The organism is Vibrio iocasae (genome assembly GCF_042245395.1).
Taxonomy (GTDB): domain Bacteria; phylum Pseudomonadota; class Gammaproteobacteria; order Enterobacterales; family Vibrionaceae; genus Vibrio; species Vibrio iocasae.
The window spans coordinates 151,236-174,504 of record NZ_CP145311.1 but is presented as its reverse complement, the minus strand read 5'-3'; the positions used below and the strand labels follow the sequence as shown (position 1 = coordinate 174,504).

The window sequence follows — 23,269 nt, the reverse complement described above, 5'->3', positions numbered from 1 at the left end:
TCAAAGTCCTTCATAAACCTTTATTAGATTCTGCTTCTCTACATCCCAATTCAAAGATTTTCTTGACTTGGCACTAGCTCGTTTATATTCAATAATTCGATCAGGGTACTCAATGCAGTACGTTATCTGCTGAGACAAAGCTTTTGCATTCCCGGTTTCATATAAACTACCAACGTCTTCTTTGGTTATAAAACGTTTTAGTTCTGTTAAATTCGGGCAAATAACTCCAATTCCAGCATTTACATACTCAAAAATTTTATTAGGCAAACAATAATCATGATTAAGGCATGAATTATCTAAGGCATGTACTCCTATATCCGCACTACTCGTATATTTAAGTAAATCATCTTGTGAAACTGCATCTAACACATGAACATAGTGGCTTAATTTTTTTTGAACAATTTTTTTCTTCAAATTTTCTTGATCCGGACCATCTCCTAAGTAAATAAACTGAAATTTACTATCTTTAGGAATTAAGTCTAAAGCATCTAAAATAAGAAAAACCCCCCTACTTTCAGATATTAAACCTTGATATAAAAATATAGGTGCTCCTTTCTCGATATCGAGCATCTCTCTAAATAAATCAAATGATCCTTCGTGAGTATAAGAGGGAACATTTCGTAACACTGTTACTTTTTCATTAGAAAACAACTTGACCAAGTGTTTTTTGATAGAATCTGATACAGTTATTATATGATCTGCCCTTTTAGCAAAGTATACCTCTATATTCTTTACTAATTTTAATAGCCAGTTTGGGTAGTTTCCGTGCTTGGATTCGGACCATAACTCATGAGAATCATATACAAGTTCTGCCCTTTTAATTCTAGATATGATATAACCAACCAACAATGCATTCAAATCATGAGCATGGACAATATCTATTTTATTACTAAAAGAGTGAACCATCATACCTAAATAAGAACTAATAAAGCTTATATATTTGTTATTTGTCCTAATTCCAAATCGTTTAAGAGTAATTCCTGCGCGATTTTCTAAGAAGTTGCCAGATTCATCTTTCAAACAATAAACTTCTACATTCATAATTTCATTTAGAGTTTCTGTTTCATTTCTAACCCGAGAGTCAACTTTATACTCACTCATAAGAATATGAATAGACTTTTTATTTATTTTCATTTTTTAACCTAATATTGAACTTCATAACGCCTAGCCTTTAATACTATAAGAACTAAGAATAAGATGACTAACCCATGAGTAAGAATAACTGTCAACAAATCACTTGATGTAATCATAGAGAAAACCAAAGGTAATGATGCTGCCGTCACTAGTTTTTTACCTAATTTCTTATCCAATGAGTTTAGAATAGAAAAAATCAACCCGACTAATGATGCATACAATATCATACCAACGTATCCTGCGTTAGCATATCCTGCTCCAATCCAGCCTGTATTTGCAGCCATATCAACTTCTCCAAACTGATTATATGCAATTAAATATGGAATACTCATTGAGTAAGGAGAATCTAACAAGTTAAATGTAATTCTGCTATCAGACCAATACATAAATTGATTATTACTAAAAAAATTATAATACTCTAAGTTTAAGTTAGCTGGTACAAAGAACACTCGCCTCAACACAAATGAATTGAACAAATTTGATAGTTCCCCAAAAACATTTAAGTTGTACGTAATAAGAGGAAATAGTATTAAAGAAAGCATGCCTATTTGTAGTATCCTAATATTTTCTTTGACACTTAAAATAATGTACATCACTAATACAAAAAAAGGCATAATCAATATTGACTTATGATGTGTTAGAGCAAACATAGATACACTGAAAAGAATCGAAATTATTGCAAAAAAATATTGTTTGTTTCTAATAGCTATAACTAAACAAATAGGTATGATTATTTTTGATACCCAAGGGTTTATATAGCCGAATATATTTGGCAAGTTATTAGCAGCAACGGCCCTATACTGGTATACTTTAGTAATATCAAAATTAATATACCTATACCCTCCCATAGCTACTATTACAAAAATTATAAGCATAGAGAAAGTTAACAATAACCACAACATTTTGTTTTCATTAAGCTTTTTTACTTTTACATTTCTAATTTTAACCCTAGATAAAAAAACGATATAAACAAAACAAAGAGACAAAAATGAAACAAACCAAACATTTCCTTTGCCAACACTAAACAATACAAACATTGGGATAACAGGCATTATAAAGTGAATATTCAATAAGAAATCAGATGTTTTCTTGTACTTTACTGGCAATAAAAAAGAAATAGTTGATATTAGTAAAATGCTAAAAAATGAGCGAAAAATATTATATTCATAAGAAAATCCAGCATAGGAGAAATTTTCATGCACATATATTTCGTAGCCATATAACATTATTGCATAGAGAAATATATAAAGAAATGCTGTAGAAACCTTCGATAGGAGTTTATTCAAAATTTACCCTCTGTAGCGGCGTAAGCATACAAGCATTAAGACAAACTGGATAGTATAACCTACGAACGCAGCTCTAGTAATATCAATTGTTATATTCCGCAAGTTAACCGTTGAAGAATCGATGTTATAAAACACAAATAAAACCAAAGCCAATTTGATACACTCAGATATGAAAAGTAGTTTCTGTCCGTTAACCAAATTAAAAACTTGTGAAACTGAAGAAACCGCCAGTATCGCCACTGAATACAAAACAACCAAATCCGCGATATCTAAAATACTCCTCCATTCTATCGGAACTAAAAAAGAAAAATGTTTTATTATTGGTATAGACGCAAAGTAATACAAACCACCCAATATTAATAATGATAGAAAGGTCTTATAAAAGAGTCTTATTGAGTTTGTCGATGAGTGCTTGATAAACTCTACCGAAAATACTTTGGATATCGACTGCACAATCATACTAACAGGTGTTATTATGATTTGAATGGTAAAGAAATATATACCGCTATCTTGAACAGATAAATTTTGAGGAATTAAAATAACAGGTATATACGTTGAGAGAGTAACGACTAAACTTGATAAAAAGGTAAATGTAACAAATGGCTTTGACTCTCTTAGAAAAGTACCCTTGTCGTACTTTTCAGTATTCAAACCATCAAAGACATTCTCTTTACGAACAAGGTAAAAGACTTGAAATATTCTAGAAAGAAATTGTGGATACCAGAGCCCCTTCAATATAGAAAAAATGCCAAATAAAACTTGGCATAATGAAAGCACTATAGAGCGTATAACATTTGCAGCTGCAACCTTATTAAATTTTTCCAACCTACATAAAAGACTATTATATACGAAAGTTATAGACGTAAGTATAGCGCATATCAACATAAACACATACTCACCATAACTAAACGTATAGCTAAGCTGGTTATTAATATAGTCGCCACATAATAATAGAATACAACTTAAAATAATAGACTGAATAAGAATAACTTGAATCACATACTTAACAGCGGGTTTTAGCACTCTATTGTTAACCGCCAACAAGTAAGTGTCGAGTCTCAATGTAATAATAATACTTAGTATCGATATTACTGATACTATAATTCCTAACTCGCCAACTTGTTCTGGAGTATAATATAACGGTATAACAATAGAGCCCAAAAAAGCTATAAGTTGTGCAATAACATTTCCAGTTAATAACCGTGCTATATTTTTAAAATAGTTACTCACACTAGTAACTAGCCTTGATAACTAATGCCAAATCATGTTCATTAATATACCCGCTAATCGGTAAACTAAGCACTTGCTTACTTAAAGTCTCAGCGACTGGAAAATCTCCTTTCTTGTAGCCCAGATGTTGGAAAGCTGTTTGCTCATGCATACATTTGTTATAGTAAACCATAACAGGAACCCCTTCCAACTTAAATTTTTCAATATATATGTCTCGCATAGTCGAGCGCACCGTATATTGAGCCCAAGAACTATAATAATTGTTTGGTACTGTTGGAATAAGCAGTTCTTTATTTAATTTGCTGGAATATGACTCAGCAACAGCATTCCTTCTTTCAAGTTCAGCCGGAAAAGCTGTAAGTTTCTCTAATAATATAGCCGCTTGTATTGTATCTAATCTACTATTAAGCCCAACCCTAACATTATCATACTTATTGCTTCCTTTGCCATGGACTCTGTATGATCGAATAAGCTCAGCATACTCATCGTTATTAGTAAATATTGCCCCTCCATCACCATAGCAACCCAAAGGCTTAGCAGGAAAAAAACTTGTGGTAGCTATATCACCAAAGCTACCTGCTTTTTTATCTTTTATGGCTCCACCAAACCCTTGAGCTGCATCTTCTATTATCTTTAAATCGTACTTATCTGCTATTTGAGTAATCTCATCATAATTAGCAGGGAGACCAAATAAATCCACGGACACTATGGCCTTGGGATTCAGTTTTCCCTCATCTATTATGGATAGAATTCTATTTTCCAAATCGACAGAACAAATATTAAAAGTAAACTCATCTGAATCAACAAAAACAGGTGTAGCACCAGAAAAGGCTATTGTCTCTGCAGAGGCAAAAAAAGTAAATGTAGGACAAAAAACTGCATCCCCTGGACCTATATCAAGCGCCATCATTGCCAATGTCAGCGCATCTGTACCATTAGCACATGTTATTACATGTTTGACTCCAGTGAACTCACCCAGTTTCTCTTCAAGCTCAAAAACTTCAGGCCCCATTATATATTTTCCATGAGACAAAACATCATTAATTCGAGAATCAATTTTTGTTTTAAGTTGCTTATATTGAGCCTCTAAGTCTATAAAGTTCAATTATATTACTCCTAAGAATTCGTGTTACAAGAAAGATTTTCACCTTGAAGAGTGTAAATATCACCAGTGTGAGGGCATTTAGTTGAGATTGAACCCTCACTAGTTAAAGGCAAGTCTAACTTTTCACCGAAAGCACTCATCCAGCCAATTTGCTTTGCAGGAACACCAACCATCAGTGCATAAGGTTTTACATCTTTATTAACGACTGTCCCAGCCCCTATAAAAGCAAATTCCCCTATTGACACCCCACAAACTACTGTACAATTAGCTCCTAAAGTAGCGCCTTTTTTGACCAAAGTATCTAGGTATTGATCTTTTCTCTCTATTAAGGAACGAGGATTGTATACATTCGTAAAAACCATACTTGGCCCACAAAATACCCCTTCTTCCAGAACAACATTATCGTAAACTGATACGTTATTCTGTATTTTGCACCGCTCTCCTATAGAAACTCTATTGCCTACAAACACATTTTGCCCAAGAGAAACCTTGCTGCCGATAAGAGCACCGGCACATACGTGTGCCCAATGCCAAATTCTAGTATCTTCACCAATTTGGGCCCCGTCATCAACGATTGCAGTCTCATGCTTAAAATAAGACATTTCTTACTCCAGATTTAGTTTGTGTTAGGCATATTGCCTAACACCTAGTTAGCTAAGCAATTTGTAAACCAACGGATGATAATTATGTTCATTTGAAACCATAGGCTGCTCTCTAAGCTTTTCTACCGTTTCAATTGCGGTACGATTTTCTTCAAGTCCATAACCATTCCCGGCAAGAACTTTTTCGTAACTTTGAGTATGGAGATCTGTGAAACCACCTGAGAACTCAAGTTGCTCACCTTCAATATCAATGCTTCTAAAGGTTTTTTTCTCTCCTTCAACAGCGTTATCAGGCAAATTGTTCTCATCAATTGACAGGAACCATTTTACCTTTGCTCGCTCATACACTAAATAGCCGGCAGTAGTTTTGTCGTCACGATAATGCACTTCATTTTCTATTATATCCCCAAATATAAAGTGCAACATATCAAAGAAGTGAACACCAATATTGGTCGCCACACCACCTGACTTTTGATCAAACCCTTTCCAAGATTTAAGATACCACTTACCTCGCGAAGTCATATACGTAAGCTCTACATCAAAAACTTTATCTTTAGGTGCTTTTTCAACTTTTTCTTTCAGAGTAATGATGGAAGGGTGGAGTCTCAGTTGCAGTATTGAGTTTACTTTTGAGTTATATTCTTCTTCATACTGACTTAATGTATCAATTTCTGATGATTTAAGAACTAATGGTTTCTCGCAGATTACATCAATGCCGTTTTTAAGTGCAAACTTCATTTGCGGGGCATGTAGATAGTTAGGGGTGCATATAGAAATATAGTCGAGTTTATTTCCTTTTAGGGCTTCGTCTTCTACATATGCTGCAAAGTCTTCAAACTCGGTGAAAAACTCTGCGTTGGGAAAATGCATATCCATAATTCCAACAGAGTCATTTATGTCCATTGCAGCGACTAGCTCATTTCCAGTTTCTTTTATAGCTTTGAGGTGTCTTGGCGCTATATAGCCCCCTGCGCCTATAAGTGCAAATCTTTTCATCTAAAGCCTCCTAAAGTCTGATATCTGCATCTTCGTGATGCAAAATGTGCTTAACATCATATAAAACGTGTTGCTTTTTACCTAACGCACGTAACGCTGTTACACCCATTTCTTTGATCTCACTATGATCTACAGCTAACACAATCCCGTCATAACTCCCTTTTTCCAGGGTGTCAATTAATTCAATTCCGTATTCTTCTTTAACTTCAGCCTTGGATGCCCAGTTGTCATAAACATCCACTTCCATATTAAAATCTTTTAGCTCTTTAATTATCTCAACTATCTTAGTATTACGAACATCTGGGCAATCCCCCTTAAATGTAATACCCATAATAAGAACTCTAGCCTCATCAACATGTATCTTTTTGTTGGACAACTTTTTTACTAGCTGTGTTGCCACATATTCACCCATGCCGTCATTGATACGGCGTCCAGCAAGAATCACCTCAGGCCTATATCCTACTTCTTGGGCCTTGTGAGTAAGATAGTAAGGATCGACACTGATACAATGTCCTCCTACTAGGCCTGGTTTAAAAGGCAAGAAGTTCCATTTTGTTCCTGCCGCTTTTAATACCTCTTCTGTATCAATACCTAATTTATTAAATATTTTGGCAAACTCATTGATAATCGCAATATTCAAATCTCGTTGCGTATTTTCAATTACTTTCGCAGCTTCAGCAACTCTAATACTTGTCGCTTTATGAGTACCAGCCTTGACTATTGAACCGTATACTTCATCAACAAAATCTGCTATCAACTCGCTAGAACCCGACGTTATTTTAACGATTGTCGTCAGTCTGTTTTCCTTATCACCTGGATTAATTCGTTCTGGGCTATAACCAGCAAAAAAATCCACATTAAATTTTAGACCAGAAACCTTTTCTATAATCGGAATACAAACCTCTTCTGTAGCTCCTGGGTATACTGTTGATTCAAAAACAACTATATCTCCTTTCGAGATAACACTCGCGATAGATTCAGAAGCTCTTCTTAGAGGAGTTAAGTCTGGTGTTTTTTCTTCTGTAATTGGAGTCGGTACCGTAACAATATAAAAGTTACAGTCTTTTATATTGTTAAGATCTGAAGTATATTTAAGAAACTCTGCTTGAGATAGCTCTTCGGAAGTACACTCTAAAGTTGAGTCACTACCCAAAATTAATTCCTCTACACGTTCTTTGTTAATATCAAAACCTACTGTTGGATATTTTTTGCCGAACTCCACTGCGAGAGGCAAACCTACATAACCCAATCCAATAATGCCTATATTTAAATTTTTTAACATCATATTATTTTCTCAATTTTCCAAAGCACATAAATACATCAACTCGTTAAATATTTAGTTGATTCTGTTTTTTTCTGTTAAAGCAGCTTGTACAATAACGAATAGCATACCCAAAAAGACTCCCAAGAATACACCTAAAAATATTATTACTAAACGTTTAGGCTTATCCTTTGAAGTCGGTTGTGAAACATCTTCTAAGAAACCAAATGGTTTAAAATCTACATTTTCTTTTATGCTAAATTTATCTAAGGCTTCAATTTTTGCATTTACTTTAACTAAACTTGGCTCAATAATTTCCAAATTAGAGATAGAACCCAAAACATCTATCTTTGAAGCCAATGCCTTAGCTCCAAGATTTATTGAAAACAACTCCTTTTCATTTAAAACTAAATTATTAGAGGGTGAGTCAAGAGATGCAGATTTGGCAATCTTTAATGCATACCTAGCTTTTTCAACTTCTATCTTAAGTGTAGACTTTGCTCTAAACTCCAAAGCTTTTTTCTCTTGATGAAGGGCATTCTTTTTGGAACTTATGGCGACTTCAAGATTCTTCAAGAGAATTTTTTGAGTCTTATTAGAAACTCTTTCAATGTACTTATTCAAGAAAAAATAACTTTCTACTTTCTTTTCAGCCTGCAAAGACAAACTTGCAACTCCTCCTTCTTTAACTGGAGTAATAGTAGAATTAATTTTCTGACGCCATACAGAGTATAAATTATTTAGTTCATCTTCACTTAAATCTTTACCGTGCTCACTCTCATACTTGGTAAAAACTCCCATATCATCAAAAAAGCTTATTTTATTACTTGAAGAATTAAACTGTTGAAGAAAAGTTGAATATATTACTTCGGGGTCTATTAAATCATTTAGTTCCTCACTAACCAATAACGTTCCATCAGCCTGATAAACGTCAAAAATTGGTTGGAATTTTGTCACTTGATTTCGGTATTGCTCAAAGTCACTTAATTGAGGTTGAACAACCTTAGCTTTTGCACTCCACCACTCTTGTAATGTAAAACTATATACTGTGGCGCATAACCCAATAATAATTGCAAGAAATACTACAATCCACTTTCCTTTCCAAATTGTAATTAGTATCTCTTTCAAGTCTATTTCATCATCTGAATGCCCTCCATGATTATGTAGCTGTAGTTGGTCTTCTTGTTTTGATAAAGCGAGTTTGCTCACAATATGCCCTTTTGCCAGAGTAATATGTTTTGTTGGACATTACCGCTAGCTCTATTTGAGTCATATAATGGTTTTTCTATTAGACTAAATGAAAACTGCCTTAGTCCTATTGACTGTAAAACTATTACGTAACCAAATACACTAGCGGTTAGGATGTCAAAGTCGGTGGATTGTACAAGTTTTAGAAGAACCCTTCTACCTGAATAAAGTCTAAATTACAATTCCGAGATACCATACAAAACTTGACGTTTCCCCCTAAATTAGCACCATGGCTTTGATGAGATTTCTAGTACGCTAGAAACAACGGAGATCTCAAGATGAAAAAACGGTACACGGAAGAACAGATCATTAAGGCGATAAAGCAGCATGAGGCTGGTGCTAAAGTGGATGATATTTGTCGTGACATAGGGATATCATCAGTCACGTTTTACAATTGGCGAAGCAAATACGCAGGACTGGAAGTGAACGAAGCAACGCGGCTAAAAGAACTCGACTCTGAGAACAACAAGCTCTAGAAACTGCTCGCTGAGAAGCTACTCGAAGTTGAGGCTATGAAGGGCGTAGTCTCAAAAAAGTGGTAACGCCAGCGGCCACAAAGCCCGCAGAACGGCATTTAATTGACAACCATCAGAGAGGTTGCATCGAAGTATCCCCGATACGGTTACCTGATGTTACATAGCTTGCCCAAGAACGACGGGCTGGTTGTGAACAAGAAGTATACTTACCGATTATATTCGGAAGAAGGTTTACAAGTCAAAACCAGAAAACTTAAGAAATGAATACGCCCACGTTCGCCAATGACCGTGCCCAGTACACACCTAACCAAAGTTGGTCTATGGATTTTGTATCAGATCAATTGCGTAGTGGTCGTCGCTTCCGAGTATTGAATGTTGTGGACGATTTTTCACACGACATTGTTGGTCACCTAGTATCAGTTTCAATCAGTGACCAACAAGTCGCTCGCTTCTTATCTCAATTACTTGAAGAACGAAGTAGACCAGAGACGATTATTTGCGATAACGACACAGAATTCACCAGTAACGCAATGTTTTTCTGGTCAAAGCAACCCCACGTCAAGCTTGGATTTGTACAGCCTGGAAAGCCAATTCAAAACGCCTTTGTCGAAAGCCTGAACGGTAAGTTCAGAAACGAATGTTTAAATCAACACTGTTTTAGGAGCTTGGAAATTGCAAGATACGAAGTCGAGTTGTGGTGTAAGTACTATAACAATGTGCGACCACATAGTTCACTCAATTACTTGCCACCCGTTGAGTATGCTAAACAAGCAGCTAGAAAAAACAATTAATAGTACGTATTCCCTACTGGCTGTTAAGCTATTCTAAAAAATAACCAAAATTGGAGGATTCCTTTCCTTCGTATAAACATACTCCGCGCCAGAAAGTTGGTACAACTAAGTAAGCCATGTCGCGATGCTTTCAAATGCAACCTCTACATTCACTCCCCAAAACTGATATACTCTTTTTTTTTAGCACCAAGGAACTCTGAATATGATTATTGTAACCGGTGGCGCTGGTATGATCGGCAGCAACATTGTCAAAACTCTAAATAATAAAGGACATACCGATATACTAGTTGTTGATCATTTAAAAAACGGTAAAAAGTTCAAAAACCTAGTAGATCTGGACATCACTGACTATATGGATCGTGACGATTTCCTGATGCAAGTTATTGCAGGAGAGGACTTCGGTCCTATTGAAGCGGTATTCCACGAAGGTGCATGCTCTGCGACAACAGAGTGGGATGGGAAGTACATGATGCTTAACAACTATGAATATTCAAAAGAACTTCTCCACTACTGTTTAGAGCGTAAAATACCATTCCTATATGCATCTTCTGCCGCCACATATGGTGAAACAAATACGTTTATAGAAGAAAAAGAATATGAAGGTGCTCTGAACGTTTATGGATACTCCAAACAGCAGTTCGATAATTATGTTCGACGCATTTGGCGAGATGCAGAAGAACATGGTGAAGAACTTTCTCAAATTACTGGCTTCCGCTACTTTAATGTATATGGCCCCCGCGAAGAACATAAAGGAAGCATGGCTTCTGTAGCATTTCATCTAAACAACCAAATGAACGCTGGTGAAAACCCTAAGCTGTTTGAAGGTAGCGAACACTTTAAACGTGATTTTGTCTACGTAGGTGATGTAGCTGAGGTTAACCTATGGTTCTGGGAAAATAATAAACCTGGAATTTTCAACCTGGGTACTGGTAACGCTGAATCTTTTAGCGAAGTTGCTAAGGCTGTGATAAAGCATCACGGAAAAGGAGAAGTCGAAACTATCCCTTTCCCTAAACACTTAAAAGGAGCGTATCAGGAGTTTACACAAGCAGACTTAACTAAATTACGTTCTGCAGGATGCGACCATACGTTCAAATCAGTGTCTGAAGGTGTTGCTGAATATATGCAGAGTATCAACAAGTAATATATCTGGGAAGCACAGCAGAATTCGAATGTATTCATAGTCTTGCAACCACTGCAGGGCTATTCTTTATTATCTACGCTTGAAGCCCTATAAGCGTTGGTATTTTCCAACTAATCATGATGTCTGATTTTGATAACTTCAGAGCCTCTTCAGTTCAAAATATTGTGAAATGACTCAAGGCCAAAAGGGTTAAAGTTATAGTTTTTGAACCTGCATTACAGAATAAATACTTTTTTCATTCGGAAGTTGGCAGAAACTTGGATGATTTCAAGCCAATGTCTGACATAATAGTCTCTAATCGAATGACAGATATCCTAGAAGATGTCGCAGACAAAGTGTACACAAGAGACCTTTTGGGGTCTGACTAACTTATGACAAAGAAAGCTATATTACATATCTGCCTTTCCACTGGGTGGGGCGGGTTAGAGATGTACCCTATTAGAGTGGGTAAAGAGTTTATCCAAAGAGGCTATAAAGTTTATGGTTTGTGTGTTTCAGGTACGCAAGTCGCTGAAGGTATGGAAAAAGTAGGCATAGAAACCTTTCAGGTCAAAAGCAAAAAAAACCTTATTGCGTTTCAGATAATAAAACTAAATCAATGGCTAAAAAAAAATAACATAGACGTAGTACATTGTCACAAGTCTGGTGACATACTTGTATCTGCGTTATTGAGTTTACTTAAAAAACGTCAAACGCTCTTCACGGAACACATGGGAGTAACAAGGCCTAAAAAAGACATTTACCACAAATTAGTTTACTCCCATATTGAACAAGTGCTCTCTATAAGTAATGAAACACTCAAAAGAAACCTTAATGCGTTACCTGTAAGTAATAAGAAAATTGCTCGGTTATGGCTTGGCACTGACATACCTGAAGCACCTATAAAATCAAATAGCCAACTAATACAAACCAAAACTAAGTTAGGTATTCCAGAGAGTTCGTTAGTAGTAGGTACAGTAGGTAGAATCTGCAGTGGTAAAGGGCAGCTAGAATTGATTAAAGCATTCGAATTAGTTGCTAAATCTTTTCCTAGCACTCATTTATTGGTAGTTGGAGGTTTAGATATTGCTGAAGGCTCTGATAATTCTTATGTTGAACTGGTAAAATCAAAAGTCTCATCATCATTGTTCTCGGATAGAATTCATCTAGCCGGATTTCAGAAAGACACACAGGCTATGTACTCGATTATGGATGTTGTGAGCCTTCCATACCACAATGAAGCTTTTGGTCTGACTGCTATTGAAGCTATGGCAGCAAAAAAGGCTATCGTAGGAGCTAACACTGGGGCGCTTCCTGAGATTTTAGATGGTGTATCCCTACTGTGCTCACCTAACGACCCAAAGGCGATTGCTAAAAAGCTAGAAACATATTTAAATAATGCATCACTTAGACACGAAAATGCAAAAAAAGCCTACCTCAGAGCCAAAAAGCACTTTTCGATGGAAAAACATATAAATTCACTAGAAAGTTATCTTACATAAGCATCACAGATATGACATTAACAATGGAGCGCCTTTGGGGCTCAACCCTTTTCTTAACTCCTTTGCTACTATTAACAACCAAAAACGGTTCTGTTGCAGCTATAGCTCTTGCGCTCATTATCTCGCTATATTTGTTATTTACTGATAGGGGAAATATCAAGTTATCTCAACTTGATTGGTTGTTTACTATATGTTTTTGCGCCTATTTTATTTCTGTTATCCCTATCACTATTATTGATGGTGATAACTTTAGATACTTTAGAGGAGGATCAAGAATACTCCCCTTAGCACTAGTATATTTAGCTCTACGTAATATTCACTTAGACACTAAAAGAATGCGTCCCCTTGTAGAGTGGGGGACAATTTTAGGCTTATTTGGTGCCTTTCTATTAGCAGTATTCCAGTACTATGTAGAGGGTCGCCCCAGAGTAGATGGTTTCCTATATAGTATTAATTTTGGTTATTTGAACTGTGCCTTGTCGTTTATAGCGTTTTGCCTTGCAAAACGTTCTAAATATAAAGCTCTATTGTATTCCTGCTTTGTGCTTGGATGTGCCACCACACTGATGACACTTACACGTGGTGCAATTTTTGCAATCCCTATACTAATAGCCTTAGCCACACTACTAAGAACATACAAGTTCAAACCTAAAAAATTATTAGTTGCTATCATAGTATTGATTACAATAAGTATTGCCTTATATGAGTATGCCCCTGCTGTCAAAAATCGCTTGGACTACACAAGTCACGAGCTATCTGAGATTCTTAGTGGTGATATAAATAAATCTACTTCCACAGGAGCTAGAATTCAACTTTGGATTGCGTCAATCGAGGCTATTAAGAACAGGCCTTCAATTGGTTCAACTTATGCAGAAAGAGAGCAGCAAATTCAAAAAATGTATGAGATGGAAATTATTAATAGATGGACAACAACCGTAAATCGAGGCCACGCTCACAGCCAATACTTCGAGATGATGGCAAGTGGTGGTTTATTGGGTATAGCGGCATTTATTCTAATGCTTTTTGTTCCGCTCGGTTATTTTTTGCGCCACTCAAGGCAATCTGATTACGCTTACATAGGAGCCGTTTTTGTCGCTGGCTTTTGTATATATTGCTTAACTGAAGCTGCTTTACAACAAAACTTAATCAGTACATTTTATGGATTTATGCTCGCAGTGTTTCTTGCATTTACCCAGCAAGAGTTGGCTGATAAAAAGGATAGCAGCCCATGAATACCTTACAAAAACTAGTACTATCTTTGCGAAATAAATTGAGGCTTAAGGGTTCCCATTCGGTTAATATTGATTCAACAGCCAAATTGCGTGACTGCAAGGTTAGCATTTTGGGAAATAACAACTCTTTAAGAGTTGGAAAGAATGTAAAGCTACGAAATGTCTCCATAGAGGTTGATGGTGATAGCTGTCAGCTCATAATTGAAGATAATTGTGTTATCGGAGAAAGCTGTTACCTGTCTGTAAGGGAGAAGGGAACTACGTTAACACTGGGTAAAGGTTGCATGTTGTCTCGGAATGTAAAGGTGATGACTAGCGATGGCCACGACATATTGAAAGAAGGAAAACGGATTAACCCTGCAAAGTCAATTTCCATTGGTGACAAAGTTTGGCTGGCCGACAACGTTACAATTTTAAAAGGAGTTGCTGTTGGTGCAGGCAGCGTAGTTGGCATCAATTCAACTTTGACTAAAAGCATATCTTCCCAACAAATTGCTGTTGGTAACCCTGCGAAAGTAGTTGCTAGTGGTATTGAATGGCGTGAAGAGCTAACATATTAGCTGGTTAAATGTCAGGAATACTATCTTAGTAAATGAACATCCTAATAATAGGCCCATCTTGGGTTGGTGACATGGTTATGTCACAAAGCTTATATACAACTCTCAAGCAGCAGTACCCAAATGCTCTTATCGATGTTCTTGCACCAGCATGGTGTAAACCTATATTGGAAAGAATGCCTGAGGTTAATAGAGCTATTGAAATGCCTATTGGTCACGGCTCTTTTGATCTACCCGGACGTTGGAAGTTAGGCCGCAGCGTTGCAAGTAGTAATTACGACCAAGCGTACGTTTTACCAAACTCAGCTAAGTCGGCTCTGATACCTCTTTTCGCTGGCATCACCAATCGTATAGGTTGGAAAGGCGAAATGCGTTATGGCCTTTTAAACGATTTAAGGCCAGACAAACGGGTTTTCCAGTATATGGTCGAGCGCTATGTCGCATTAGCGTACTCAAAAAACGAAATGAAAAGCCAGGTTTCACTCGATAACTGCCCTAAACCAAGCTTGTACATAGACCATAAAGATCAGATAAATGCGATAAATCGACTAGGTTTAAATCAAGACAAAGTGACTATCGGCTTATGCCCCGGAGCTGAGTTTGGACCAGCAAAAAGATGGCCTGATGAACACTATGCAGAAGTAGCTAAGCAATTAATTGCTGATGGTAAACAGGTTTGGTTATTTGGTTCGGCTAAAGATCGCGAAGTAACGCAAAGAATACGTAACGCCCTGCCAGATGAATACAAAGCATCTTGCTTTGACCTGGCTGGGAAAACTAGTCTGATTGAGGCCGTCGACTTACTTGCTGCATGCCATACGGTTATTAGTAATGATTCGGGGCTTATGCATGTATCAGCAGCTGTAGGATGCAATGTAGTTGCGCTTTATGGCTCTAGCTCTCCAGAGTATACTCCCCCGTTAACCGATAAATTAGAAGTAATACATACCGATATCGAGTGTCGCCCTTGCTTTAAGCGAGAGTGCCCATTAGGACATTTGAACTGCCTTAAAAAATTATCACCCGAAACTGTTATGACAGCAGTAAATAAAGTGACTCAGTAATATGTATAACATGAAACATCTGTGGTTTGAGAAAGGTGCTTATGCCTCGAAACAAGCTAAACACTACCTGAATGATGAGTTCTCACCAGAAAAGGTGAAGAAGATTGCTGTAATTCGCCATGCCGCTTTAGGTGATCAGGTTATCGTACGTCCCTTTTTGATAGAAGCCAGGAAATTTTTTCCAAATGCAGAGATAACACTTATCGGTGTTTCAAACTATCAATATGGTATGCCATCTGACCTAGTTGATCGCGTAATCGTTCAGCCTGGTCGAGAGCAGAAGAATCAAGTCACCTTCAAAGACAAAATTAAGAACACTAAAGAACTTGGTGAACAAGATATCATCTTTGATCTTGCATGTACCAATCGCTCATATTGGATGGTGGGCCTAAATAAAGCTAAGTTGAAGTTTGGCTTCCCATACCGCAGTTACCTTTGTGGCACCTTATATAACATTGCTGTCCACCGTTCTGACTTTGTACCAGAAGTAGAAAGCATGCTGCATATGTTAAAAATGCTTGGTCACAATCCGACTTACCCTCTTGAGTTTGCTTACCCAGATCATAGAGATCTATGTAACAAGCGTGAGCCTTATATTCTCTACTTTAATGGTGCTTCTCAATTACGCAAGATCTTGACTAAAGAGCAAATGAAGCAGCTGGTTGAAGATGCAACTACAGCATACCCTGATGTAAAGCATATTTATCTTGAAGGGAAAAATGACTTTGAAAAAGGTGCCTACCTCCAAGACCTCACAAAAAAGGACAATTTCGAAATTCAGGAGTGCTTGCCCTTAGACGAAGTCATTGAGTTGATTGCTAAAGCAAGAATGGTCGTTGCTCCAGATACTGGAATCAGAAATATCGCAATATCAACTCACACTCCAACTATAGGGTTATTCTTCGCTACGGTTCCATATCGTTATACACCAAGGTACGAACGCCATCACATTGTGATGAATGCTAATGCCGATGCACCAAGCTCACAACAAATCGTAGATGCTATTGGTGTAGAGCTAAGTAACGAATAGAATACGCTACAGTCGTACAGTTTTTAAGGTATTAGCAAATGGACAAAATCCTAATCGTGATTTCAAACCGATTGATCCGACTCACAGGCAACCTATTTAAGGTACTGGCCTATCCCGTTCATTGGTTGATGCCGAAGAAACGATTCGTTATTCCGGAGTACTCTCAGGCAAAGGTTGTAGCTTCAAAACCTTCTCGTATACCAAGAACAATCTGGCAGACAAACTATTCAAACAAAGTGACCTTTCCAGTCTATATGAACTATCTGTTTAATCGACTGATGTCACTAGAATATGATTATCGATATGTAGGCGATGACGAAGCAGCTGCATATATCAAAGAGCATACCTCTGAACAAGCTTATCAAGCCTATCTAAAGCTTAATGATGGTGCAGCGAAAGCTGACTTTTGGCGTTTAGTGACCCTAAACACTGATGGCGGAATCTATCTTGATATGGATGCAAGCCTAGTCAGGCCTCTCAAGAAGTTAATCGAAACCGAAGATGACGCTCTCTATGTTTCATTGAAGAAAAACAATCATGTAACCAACTTCTTTTTAGCTTCAGCCCCGAACAATGCTGACTATGCAATCGCCATCGATAAGATGGTTGATAACATCGAGAATAAAAGAGTGGAAGAAGGTGTTTACTTCCTTACCGGTCCAGGTGTTTTAACAGAAATTCTTGAAGGTAAAGAGTACAAGTCCGTAGAGCGTAAGTTTGTTTGTATACAAGGAGCATTTACTAACGAACACTTCCAATATCTGGATAAACCAAATAGTAAATGGACTCACAAAAAGCCCAAAGAGCTTCTTAAATAAGCATGTTGCTTAGGATTATATACACATTACTCCTTATCATAGTCTCCCCTTTCTTTTTATACAGCTTGCTAAAAAAAAGAGAGGGGAAACCACATATTGGTAAACGTTGGAAAGAATATTTTGGTGTCACACCAAAGTTGGATACTGTAAGCCCCCCACTTTGGATTCATGCTGTTTCTGTTGGAGAAATTATTGCAGCTATTCCTGTAATTAAGGCGATAAAAAAACAAGATCCAGAGCTAACTATTCTTCTTACCACAACTACAACCACTGGTGCAGAGCAAGCTGCCAAGCTAGGTAACCTAGTCGAGCATCGCTATATGCCTCTCGACTTTCCCTTCGCTTTAAAGGGATTTCTGAAATCAGTATCTCCTAGCAAACTTTTAATCATGGAGACCGAACTTTGGCCAAACACCTTAAATATTGTTACAAAGGTTGGTATTCCAATTACTGTTATCAATGCCCGTCTATCTGAACGTTCATGCAAAAGGTACAAAAAAGTCCAACCAATTTTCGACCTCTTGGCAAAGAACCTATCGACAGTTTTGTGCCAGCATAAGGATGATGCTGACCGATTCGTATCACTTGGAATTCCAGAAAACAAGGTTCACATTACCGGTTCGGTGAAGTTTGATATTGAAGTCAACGATGAGGTAATCAATAAAGGACAGCAACTTCGCGAGATACTTGGTCAAGATCGCCCTGTTTGGATTGCAGCCAGCACTCATGAAGGAGAAGATGAACAGGTTTTAGAAGCGCATAAAACGATAACCTCGGCTTACCCCGACTGCCTGTTAATCCTAGTGCCTCGCCATCCAGAGAGATTCTCAACTGTAGAGCAACTCTCTATAAAAATGGGATTTGATACTGTTAAACGCTCTAGCCAACGAGTTGTATCTGATAGTACCAATGTCTACTTAGCTGATACTATGGGGGAAATGCTCGTGCTTATGGGTGCTGCGGATATTTGCTTTATGGGTGGAAGCCTTATAGGCGATAAGGTTGGTGGACATAACCTGTTAGAGCCTGCCGCTCTGGGTAAGGCCATTATTAATGGTCCTAGCTACTTCAACTTTACAGATATAACACACCAGCTCAAAAAAGAGCAAGCGCTACTTTTTTGTAATACTAGTAGCGAGTTAGCGTCTCAGGTTCACCAATTAATTGATAACGTTCAGCTTCGAAACAGCATGGCAGCATCAGCAATAGCAGTTGTTGACAAAAATAAGGGAGCGATTGCCAAAACAATAGCAATGATTAACTAATGAAGACATAGTTACTCATCCTTAGCAGACGAACCGAGTTGATTAATGACCTTGTAAAGGTTGTATGAGCTCCAAAATTTTTTCCATTCGTCGATTACCGCCTCTTTACCTTTAAAAAAATCCAAATAAACTATAGATTGAAAGTTTTCGTAGGGTTTCGCTGTAAAGCAAACCTTATTCTTATATGGTAGGTTTTCAAACTGCTTAGCCATACCATCATCAAATAAATTACTATCAGAGAACTTAACTATTAACTTCTCGTAATTAATTTTATTGCAGCGCTTAAGCCATTTTGAACGAGCTTCATCTTCATTGTCATAATGTAAAAAATGAATTTCATATTTACCATCGAGTAGCCCAATCGGGTATGACAACTGGTAATAGCCCGCTTTTATTAGCTCTTCTTTATACTTAGACTCTTCTTTACTTATAAACGTTAACTTCTGAAGCAGCTCAGGTGACAGTTTTTCTAAGAGCGCTATATAGTCAGGACCATAGATAAGTAGATTGATGAAGGGAGACTGATAGGGTAAATCAAACTGTTTATAAACAAACGTTCCCCAGCAGTTATTTGAAATTATTGAGAACTCTATATTCGTAAGCTTTAGCCTCATTATTCTGGACTTAACATACTTTTCTAAGCGTCTTCCTAACTTGTCACTCACTTAATAATCTCAACTGTAACAGCCCCAAAATTAGGCTCAATGATATGTTTAGCATGAAACTAATAATAATATTAGTAGCCTGATAATATCAGAGTATCGTTATGAAAATGAGAGATTCACCAGATAAGTTACTCAGAGTTCATACGTATCACTTAAGCACTGCCAATCTTGTTCTTCCCAACATATCCCTCGCTTACCCACCTCTTTAGCAAACGAGCGCTTGAGCCTCTCAAGATTGCTAGCTTTCCAACTATCTCCTTGTTGAACACAACACTTATCAAAATCGATAATCCAGACCTTTTCATTGTCATCTATCAGGATGTTGTGAATATTCAGGTCTGTGTGATTCACCTGAGCATCGTGCATTTTACGAATCTCTTTGCCGATTTTCTGGTAAATCTTTGCTGATACAGGTGCTTCTTGCAGAATGGAAACCAGATCGCGAGCACTAGGAATTTTTTCACTCAACAGGTCCGCCTGATAACAAAAGTTTCGCTTTGTCGCTCGGGCAGCAATTGGTCGAGGAACATTAACTCCTGCTTCAATTAACTTAAGTAGTAGCTGGAACTCCTGATAGCTTCGAGTCTTCTCCCAGCCAGAAAAAATATAGTGATCTTTGACTAATTTGCCAAAAAGCCCACCACGACGATAGTGCCTTAGTGCAGCTGGAATGGTTTGTGTTTGGACAAACCAGGTCGTTCCCCGGCCTTCGGCGCTTCCAATAACAGCATCTTTCTCTTGCCAGAATACTGGTTCAAAACATGATTCTGGTGGCTCTTTCAACAAAGATTCATCGAACCATATTCTTTGTTTGCTGCTTTCGATCGTTTTCAAACTCAATTCCTTATACATACTGACTGCATGAAGCCTAAACATTTTACATTTATCTGCACCCACTGCATAATTCTTAGCAATCAAATAACTAGCGATATTATCTCATGCCTCTTTTTTCTTCGGCTCCAGAATCACTCTGTATTCTAAGGCTCTCAGCCATTGGTGATGTATGCAATACGGTAGCCGCTGTTCAATCTATCCAAAGACAATGGCCCAACACGCACATAACCTGGATAACTGGAAAACTAGAGGCACATCTGATAGAAGGTTTAGATGGTATTGAAGTTGTCGTATTTGATAAAAAACAAGGCTGGAATGGTTATAAGTCTTTGTGGAAATCACTTAAGGGTCGTAAGTTTGATGCTTTACTGCACATGCAATATGCGTTTAGAGCCAGTATCGCTACCTTAGGGATAAAAGCGAATTACAAGCTGGGGTTCGATTCCGTTAGAAGTCAGGATTTTCAGACTCTGTTTACAAATATAAAAGTACCCTCGCCAAATGAACCACATGTCTTAGATGGCTTACTCTCTTTTTGTAAGACTTTGGGAATTGAAGACACATTACCATCCTGGTCTATTCCTTATTCCGAATCTGATTGTCGTTGGGCGAAGCAACATATAAAACCTGACGGCAAAAACCTGGTCATTGTTCCTGCGGCCAGTAAAGCTTATAAAAACTGGAATGCTCAGGGTTATGCTGACGTTATCCATCATGCCCAATTTTCAGGCTGGAATATCATACTGGCCGGCAGCCCAGCTCAAATTGAGCTAGATCTTGCCGAAGATGTTGAAGGATTGTTGAAAAAGCCTGTGCTTAACCTAGTAGGAAAAAGCAGTTTAAAAGAGATGCTCGCCTTGTTGGATCTGGCTGATATGGTTATTGCTCCTGATACTGGTCCCGCTCATATGGCCAATGCCTTAAACACACCAGTACTAGGTCTTTATGCGCATCACAACCCGCAACGCACTGGTCCTTACCAGTATAGAGATTATGTCGTCTCTGCTTACGAAGAAGCCATTAAGCTCGAGACAGGAAAGCATCCGGAGCAGCTTAGCTGGAGGGCTCGCGTAAAAGACAAGCAAGCGATGAACCTAATTAAGTCAGAAGCCGTTGTAAAGATGTTTGATAGAATCGTTGCTGACTATTCACTTAATAACCAAAACACCAATGCAGAGGTATCTCAGTGAGCAAACCAACTTTAGCTGTCGCCTTAATCGTTAAAAATGAATCGCAGCACCTGAAAGCTTGCCTGGATACTGTAAAAGGTTGGGTAGATGAGATAGTCGTTCTGGATTCCGGAAGCACTGATGATACAGAAGAAGTTGCGCGTCAGTACACCGAAAAGTTTTTTGTCAACGAGGAATGGCCAGGGTTCGGTCCACAGAGACGTTTGGCACAATCTTACGTTAAGTCAGATTATGTGCTCTGGTTAGATGCGGATGAACGCGTTACAGAAGAGCTTAAAGAAAGTATTTTGAAGGCTGTAAAAGCAAATAAGCCTGACACCTTATATAGGTTTGCTCGTTTAAGCTGGGTGTTTGGTCGATATATCCGCCACTGTGGCTGGTACCCGGATAGAGTACTTCGTTTATACCCAACAAAGCTCACGCAATATAACGACGCGCTAGTTCATGAAAAAGTAGAAGTATCTGGAAATATGAAAGTGGAAAATCTCAAAGGTGATGCTATCCACTTTACCTACAACGACATGAACCACTATCTGGTTAAGTCAGCTGGCTACGCTAAAGCATGGGCAGAGCAGAGAGAGAAGAAAGGGAAAAAAAGCAGCATTAGTCAGGGGCTCATTCACGCCTTTACCTGCTTCCTAAAAATGTATGTGTTGAAAGCTGGCTTTCTGGATGGAAAGCAAGGATTCCTACTTTCCATACTTTCCGCGCACTCTACCTTTGTGAAATACGCAGATCTCTGGATTAGGACAAGTACCGAGAAGCCCAAGGGTTAACCTCTTTTAGAGCCGTGTTGATATCGATACGGCTCATGTTTTCCTGATTTGCTTTGTCGTCAGCTTCTGGTGGGCAAAATGCAATGTGTCGACCTTCCGAGTTTATTGGTTTCCAACGCAACGGGGTTGCTGAACGCTTTCTTGGGAAAAAGCCGATCGTCGGTACATCTATCGCAGCAGCGATATGTAAAGGGCCTGTCGAACCAGCCACAAAAAGATCTGCACACGCAATGGAACAGGAAAAGTCCACAAGCCCATCATTTTTGTCATAAACCACTGAGCGATGGCCTCTGTTATTGATAAGCCCTGAAAGCTCTCGGGCTTTTTCCTCTTCACCCGGACCAGCAGTTAGAATAACCTCTTTCTCCGCTTCTATGCCTATTATTAAGTCTGCATACTGCTCAAGAGACAGGTTATTGGCAGAACCGCCACTTCCTGCATGAACAAACAACCACTTTTTGTCTAAAGCAATATTGAGCTGTTCAGCTAATTTCTCTCTCTGCATCAAAATATCGTGTTTATCAATAGATAAGTAAGGAGCCTTAGGTTCAACAACATCAATCTTATTGTCCTGCAAAAACTCCCGAACTAAATCCAGATTGTATTCATACTCCGGCTTAGCCGATTGAGAGCGTTTTTGTTTGATTCTTTTATTGTAAAAAATCTGAGCTAGTTTAGTTGCCGGTGCCAGGCGATATGGGATCTTCGCTTTCCAAACTAGTTTTGCATTGTAGGTAGTGGAAAATAAATTAATGGAGGCATCAAACTTTTCAGCCTTCATCTCATTCATTAACTTACTTATATCGCCTTTGCCTGCGTTCTTAGTTGGATCAATCAACACTGAATCTATCCATGGGCAAAGGTTGGCAAGAGCAACGGTATACTTAGGAACGAGAGCCGTTATATGACAGTCTGGTAGCGATTGCTTCAGCATTGCAAAGCTAGGCCATGCAAGCATAAAGTCACCTATCTTATCATTACGTACTACCAGAATTTTCTTCATTTGATACTTACCAGTTCCTAAAGCGATAAACCCTAATCATACAGAGTTAAATAGGTAATTTTGAGTATTTTTGTTAGTATT

The 23,269-nt window shown here is 38.0% G+C and carries 21 protein-coding genes and 2 pseudogenes; 12 read left to right on the top strand and 11 right to left on the bottom strand.

The genetic code is table 11. The annotated features are described in order from the left end of the window. The 8 genes from SNR28_RS10310 to SNR28_RS10275 form a co-directional block, all read right to left on the bottom strand. A complete protein-coding gene (locus tag SNR28_RS10310; protein WP_375752250.1) occupies positions 1-1,134 on the bottom strand; it encodes a glycosyltransferase in 1,134 nt (377 codons plus the stop codon). An 8-nt stretch (positions 1,135-1,142) separates the two neighbouring features. Further along, complete coding sequence (locus SNR28_RS10305) at positions 1,143-2,336, bottom strand: O-antigen polymerase (protein ID WP_375752249.1); 1,194 nt, start codon at positions 2,334-2,336, stop codon at positions 1,143-1,145. An 87-nt stretch (positions 2,337-2,423) separates the two neighbouring features. Then, positions 2,424-3,650 carry a lipopolysaccharide biosynthesis protein gene (locus SNR28_RS10300; RefSeq protein ID WP_375752248.1) on the bottom strand — a complete coding sequence of 409 codons (1,227 nt, stop codon included), beginning with the start codon at positions 3,648-3,650 and terminating at the stop codon, positions 2,424-2,426. Position 3,651: 1 nt separating this feature from the next. Continuing rightward, positions 3,652-4,755, bottom strand: coding sequence for a DegT/DnrJ/EryC1/StrS family aminotransferase (locus tag SNR28_RS10295; protein WP_375752247.1), 1,104 nt, complete (start codon positions 4,753-4,755; stop codon positions 3,652-3,654). Between the two features lie 11 nt (positions 4,756-4,766). Further along, on the bottom strand, positions 4,767-5,357 hold the full coding sequence (locus tag SNR28_RS10290) for an acyltransferase (protein WP_375752245.1): 591 nt from the start codon (positions 5,355-5,357) through the stop codon (positions 4,767-4,769). 48 nt (positions 5,358-5,405) lie between these two features. Continuing rightward, positions 5,406-6,353, bottom strand: a complete 948-nt coding sequence (locus SNR28_RS10285; protein ID WP_375752244.1) for a Gfo/Idh/MocA family oxidoreductase — start codon at positions 6,351-6,353, stop codon at positions 5,406-5,408. Positions 6,354-6,363: 10 nt separating this feature from the next. Then, entirely contained in the window at positions 6,364-7,638 is a 1,275-nt protein-coding gene (gene tviB / locus SNR28_RS10280) for a Vi polysaccharide biosynthesis UDP-N-acetylglucosamine C-6 dehydrogenase TviB (RefSeq protein ID WP_375752243.1), read from the bottom strand. Between the two features lie 51 nt (positions 7,639-7,689). Further along, complete coding sequence (locus SNR28_RS10275; RefSeq protein ID WP_375752241.1) at positions 7,690-8,823, bottom strand: LPS O-antigen chain length determinant protein WzzB; 1,134 nt, start codon at positions 8,821-8,823, stop codon at positions 7,690-7,692. Between the two features lie 317 nt (positions 8,824-9,140). Here SNR28_RS10275 and SNR28_RS10270 point away from each other — a divergent pair. The 10 genes and pseudogenes from SNR28_RS10270 (at position 9,141) to waaA (ending at position 18,720) form a co-directional block, all read left to right on the top strand. Next, a pseudogene (locus SNR28_RS10270) lies at positions 9,141-10,129 on the top strand (IS3 family transposase). A 202-nt stretch (positions 10,130-10,331) separates the two neighbouring features. Next, positions 10,332-11,273, top strand: coding sequence for an ADP-glyceromanno-heptose 6-epimerase (gene rfaD / locus SNR28_RS10265; protein ID WP_375752240.1), 942 nt, complete (start codon positions 10,332-10,334; stop codon positions 11,271-11,273). A gap of 83 nt (positions 11,274-11,356) precedes the next feature. Then, positions 11,357-11,641 (top strand): annotated as a pseudogene (locus tag SNR28_RS10260) (UDP-glucose 6-dehydrogenase); the annotation flags it as partial. Between the two features lie 3 nt (positions 11,642-11,644). Next, entirely contained in the window at positions 11,645-12,754 is a 1,110-nt protein-coding gene (locus SNR28_RS10255; RefSeq protein ID WP_375752239.1) for a glycosyltransferase family 4 protein, read from the top strand. Between the two features lie 11 nt (positions 12,755-12,765). Then, positions 12,766-13,986, top strand: coding sequence for an O-antigen ligase family protein (locus SNR28_RS10250; RefSeq protein WP_375752238.1), 1,221 nt, complete (start codon positions 12,766-12,768; stop codon positions 13,984-13,986). After that, on the top strand, positions 13,983-14,546 hold the full coding sequence (locus SNR28_RS10245) for an acyltransferase (protein WP_375752237.1): 564 nt from the start codon (positions 13,983-13,985) through the stop codon (positions 14,544-14,546). Before SNR28_RS10250 ends, SNR28_RS10245 begins: the two co-directional genes overlap by 4 nt. Before the next feature lie 32 nt (positions 14,547-14,578). Next, entirely contained in the window at positions 14,579-15,607 is a 1,029-nt protein-coding gene (gene waaF / locus SNR28_RS10240; RefSeq protein WP_375752235.1) for a lipopolysaccharide heptosyltransferase II, read from the top strand. A 10-nt stretch (positions 15,608-15,617) separates the two neighbouring features. Continuing rightward, positions 15,618-16,637 (top strand): glycosyltransferase family 9 protein, encoded by a 1,020-nt coding sequence (locus SNR28_RS10235; RefSeq protein WP_375754068.1) that lies wholly within the window; start codon positions 15,618-15,620, stop codon positions 16,635-16,637. 38 nt (positions 16,638-16,675) lie between these two features. Then, the gene (locus SNR28_RS10230) at positions 16,676-17,455 is read left to right on the top strand and encodes a glycosyltransferase family 32 protein (protein ID WP_375752234.1); all 780 of its coding nucleotides are present in this window, start codon (positions 16,676-16,678) and stop codon (positions 17,453-17,455) included. Between the two features lie 2 nt (positions 17,456-17,457). Then, positions 17,458-18,720 (top strand): lipid IV(A) 3-deoxy-D-manno-octulosonic acid transferase, encoded by a 1,263-nt coding sequence (gene waaA, locus SNR28_RS10225; protein ID WP_375752233.1) that lies wholly within the window; start codon positions 17,458-17,460, stop codon positions 18,718-18,720. A gap of 11 nt (positions 18,721-18,731) precedes the next feature. Here waaA and SNR28_RS10220 read toward each other — a convergent pair whose 3' ends face one another. Together SNR28_RS10220 and SNR28_RS10215 are read right to left on the bottom strand one after the other, a co-directional pair. Further along, entirely contained in the window at positions 18,732-19,385 is a 654-nt protein-coding gene (locus tag SNR28_RS10220; protein WP_375752232.1) for a DUF1919 domain-containing protein, read from the bottom strand. Positions 19,386-19,517: 132 nt separating this feature from the next. After that, positions 19,518-20,237: a 3-deoxy-D-manno-octulosonic acid kinase gene (locus SNR28_RS10215; RefSeq protein ID WP_375752230.1), complete on the bottom strand. Its 720-nt coding sequence runs from the start codon at positions 20,235-20,237 to the stop codon at positions 19,518-19,520. Positions 20,238-20,323: 86 nt separating this feature from the next. Here SNR28_RS10215 and SNR28_RS10210 point away from each other — a divergent pair, with 86 nt between their 5' ends. Together SNR28_RS10210 and SNR28_RS10205 are read left to right on the top strand one after the other, a co-directional pair. Then, a complete protein-coding gene (locus SNR28_RS10210) occupies positions 20,324-21,409 on the top strand; it encodes a glycosyltransferase family 9 protein (protein ID WP_375752229.1) in 1,086 nt (361 codons plus the stop codon). Beyond that, the gene (locus SNR28_RS10205; protein WP_375754067.1) at positions 21,400-22,185 is read left to right on the top strand and encodes a glycosyltransferase family 2 protein; all 786 of its coding nucleotides are present in this window, start codon (positions 21,400-21,402) and stop codon (positions 22,183-22,185) included. The genes SNR28_RS10210 and SNR28_RS10205 overlap by 10 nt, the downstream gene beginning before the upstream one ends. Here SNR28_RS10205 and SNR28_RS10200 read toward each other — a convergent pair. Next, positions 22,154-23,188: a glycosyltransferase family 9 protein gene (locus tag SNR28_RS10200; protein ID WP_375752227.1), complete on the bottom strand. Its 1,035-nt coding sequence runs from the start codon at positions 23,186-23,188 to the stop codon at positions 22,154-22,156. The two genes, SNR28_RS10205 and SNR28_RS10200, sit on opposite strands and share 32 nt — an antisense overlap. Positions 23,189-23,269: the final 81 nt, after the last annotated feature.

Excerpts from the sequence above, each read along its gene's own strand:
- SNR28_RS10235 (WP_375754068.1), top strand. The coding sequence starts at position 15,618 with ATGAAACATCTGTGGTTTGAGAAAGGTGCTTATGCCTCGAAACAAGCT.
- SNR28_RS10255 (WP_375752239.1), top strand. The coding sequence starts at position 11,645 with ATGACAAAGAAAGCTATATTACATATCTGCCTTTCCACTGGGTGGGGC.
- SNR28_RS10215 (WP_375752230.1), bottom strand. The coding sequence starts at position 20,237 with ATGTATAAGGAATTGAGTTTGAAAACGATCGAAAGCAGCAAACAAAGA.
- SNR28_RS10200 (WP_375752227.1), bottom strand. The coding sequence starts at position 23,188 with ATGAAGAAAATTCTGGTAGTACGTAATGATAAGATAGGTGACTTTATG.
- SNR28_RS10245 (WP_375752237.1), top strand. The coding sequence starts at position 13,983 with ATGAATACCTTACAAAAACTAGTACTATCTTTGCGAAATAAATTGAGG.
- SNR28_RS10250 (WP_375752238.1), top strand. The coding sequence starts at position 12,766 with ATGACATTAACAATGGAGCGCCTTTGGGGCTCAACCCTTTTCTTAACT.
- SNR28_RS10290 (WP_375752245.1), bottom strand. The coding sequence starts at position 5,357 with ATGTCTTATTTTAAGCATGAGACTGCAATCGTTGATGACGGGGCCCAA.
- waaA (WP_375752233.1), top strand. The coding sequence starts at position 17,458 with ATGTTGCTTAGGATTATATACACATTACTCCTTATCATAGTCTCCCCT.
- SNR28_RS10210 (WP_375752229.1), top strand. The coding sequence starts at position 20,324 with ATGCCTCTTTTTTCTTCGGCTCCAGAATCACTCTGTATTCTAAGGCTC.
- SNR28_RS10285 (WP_375752244.1), bottom strand. The coding sequence starts at position 6,353 with ATGAAAAGATTTGCACTTATAGGCGCAGGGGGCTATATAGCGCCAAGA.
- waaF (WP_375752235.1), top strand. The coding sequence starts at position 14,579 with ATGAACATCCTAATAATAGGCCCATCTTGGGTTGGTGACATGGTTATG.
- SNR28_RS10230 (WP_375752234.1), top strand. The coding sequence starts at position 16,676 with ATGGACAAAATCCTAATCGTGATTTCAAACCGATTGATCCGACTCACA.
- rfaD (WP_375752240.1), top strand. The coding sequence starts at position 10,332 with ATGATTATTGTAACCGGTGGCGCTGGTATGATCGGCAGCAACATTGTC.
- SNR28_RS10310 (WP_375752250.1), bottom strand. The coding sequence starts at position 1,134 with ATGAAAATAAATAAAAAGTCTATTCATATTCTTATGAGTGAGTATAAA.
- tviB (WP_375752243.1), bottom strand. The coding sequence starts at position 7,638 with ATGATGTTAAAAAATTTAAATATAGGCATTATTGGATTGGGTTATGTA.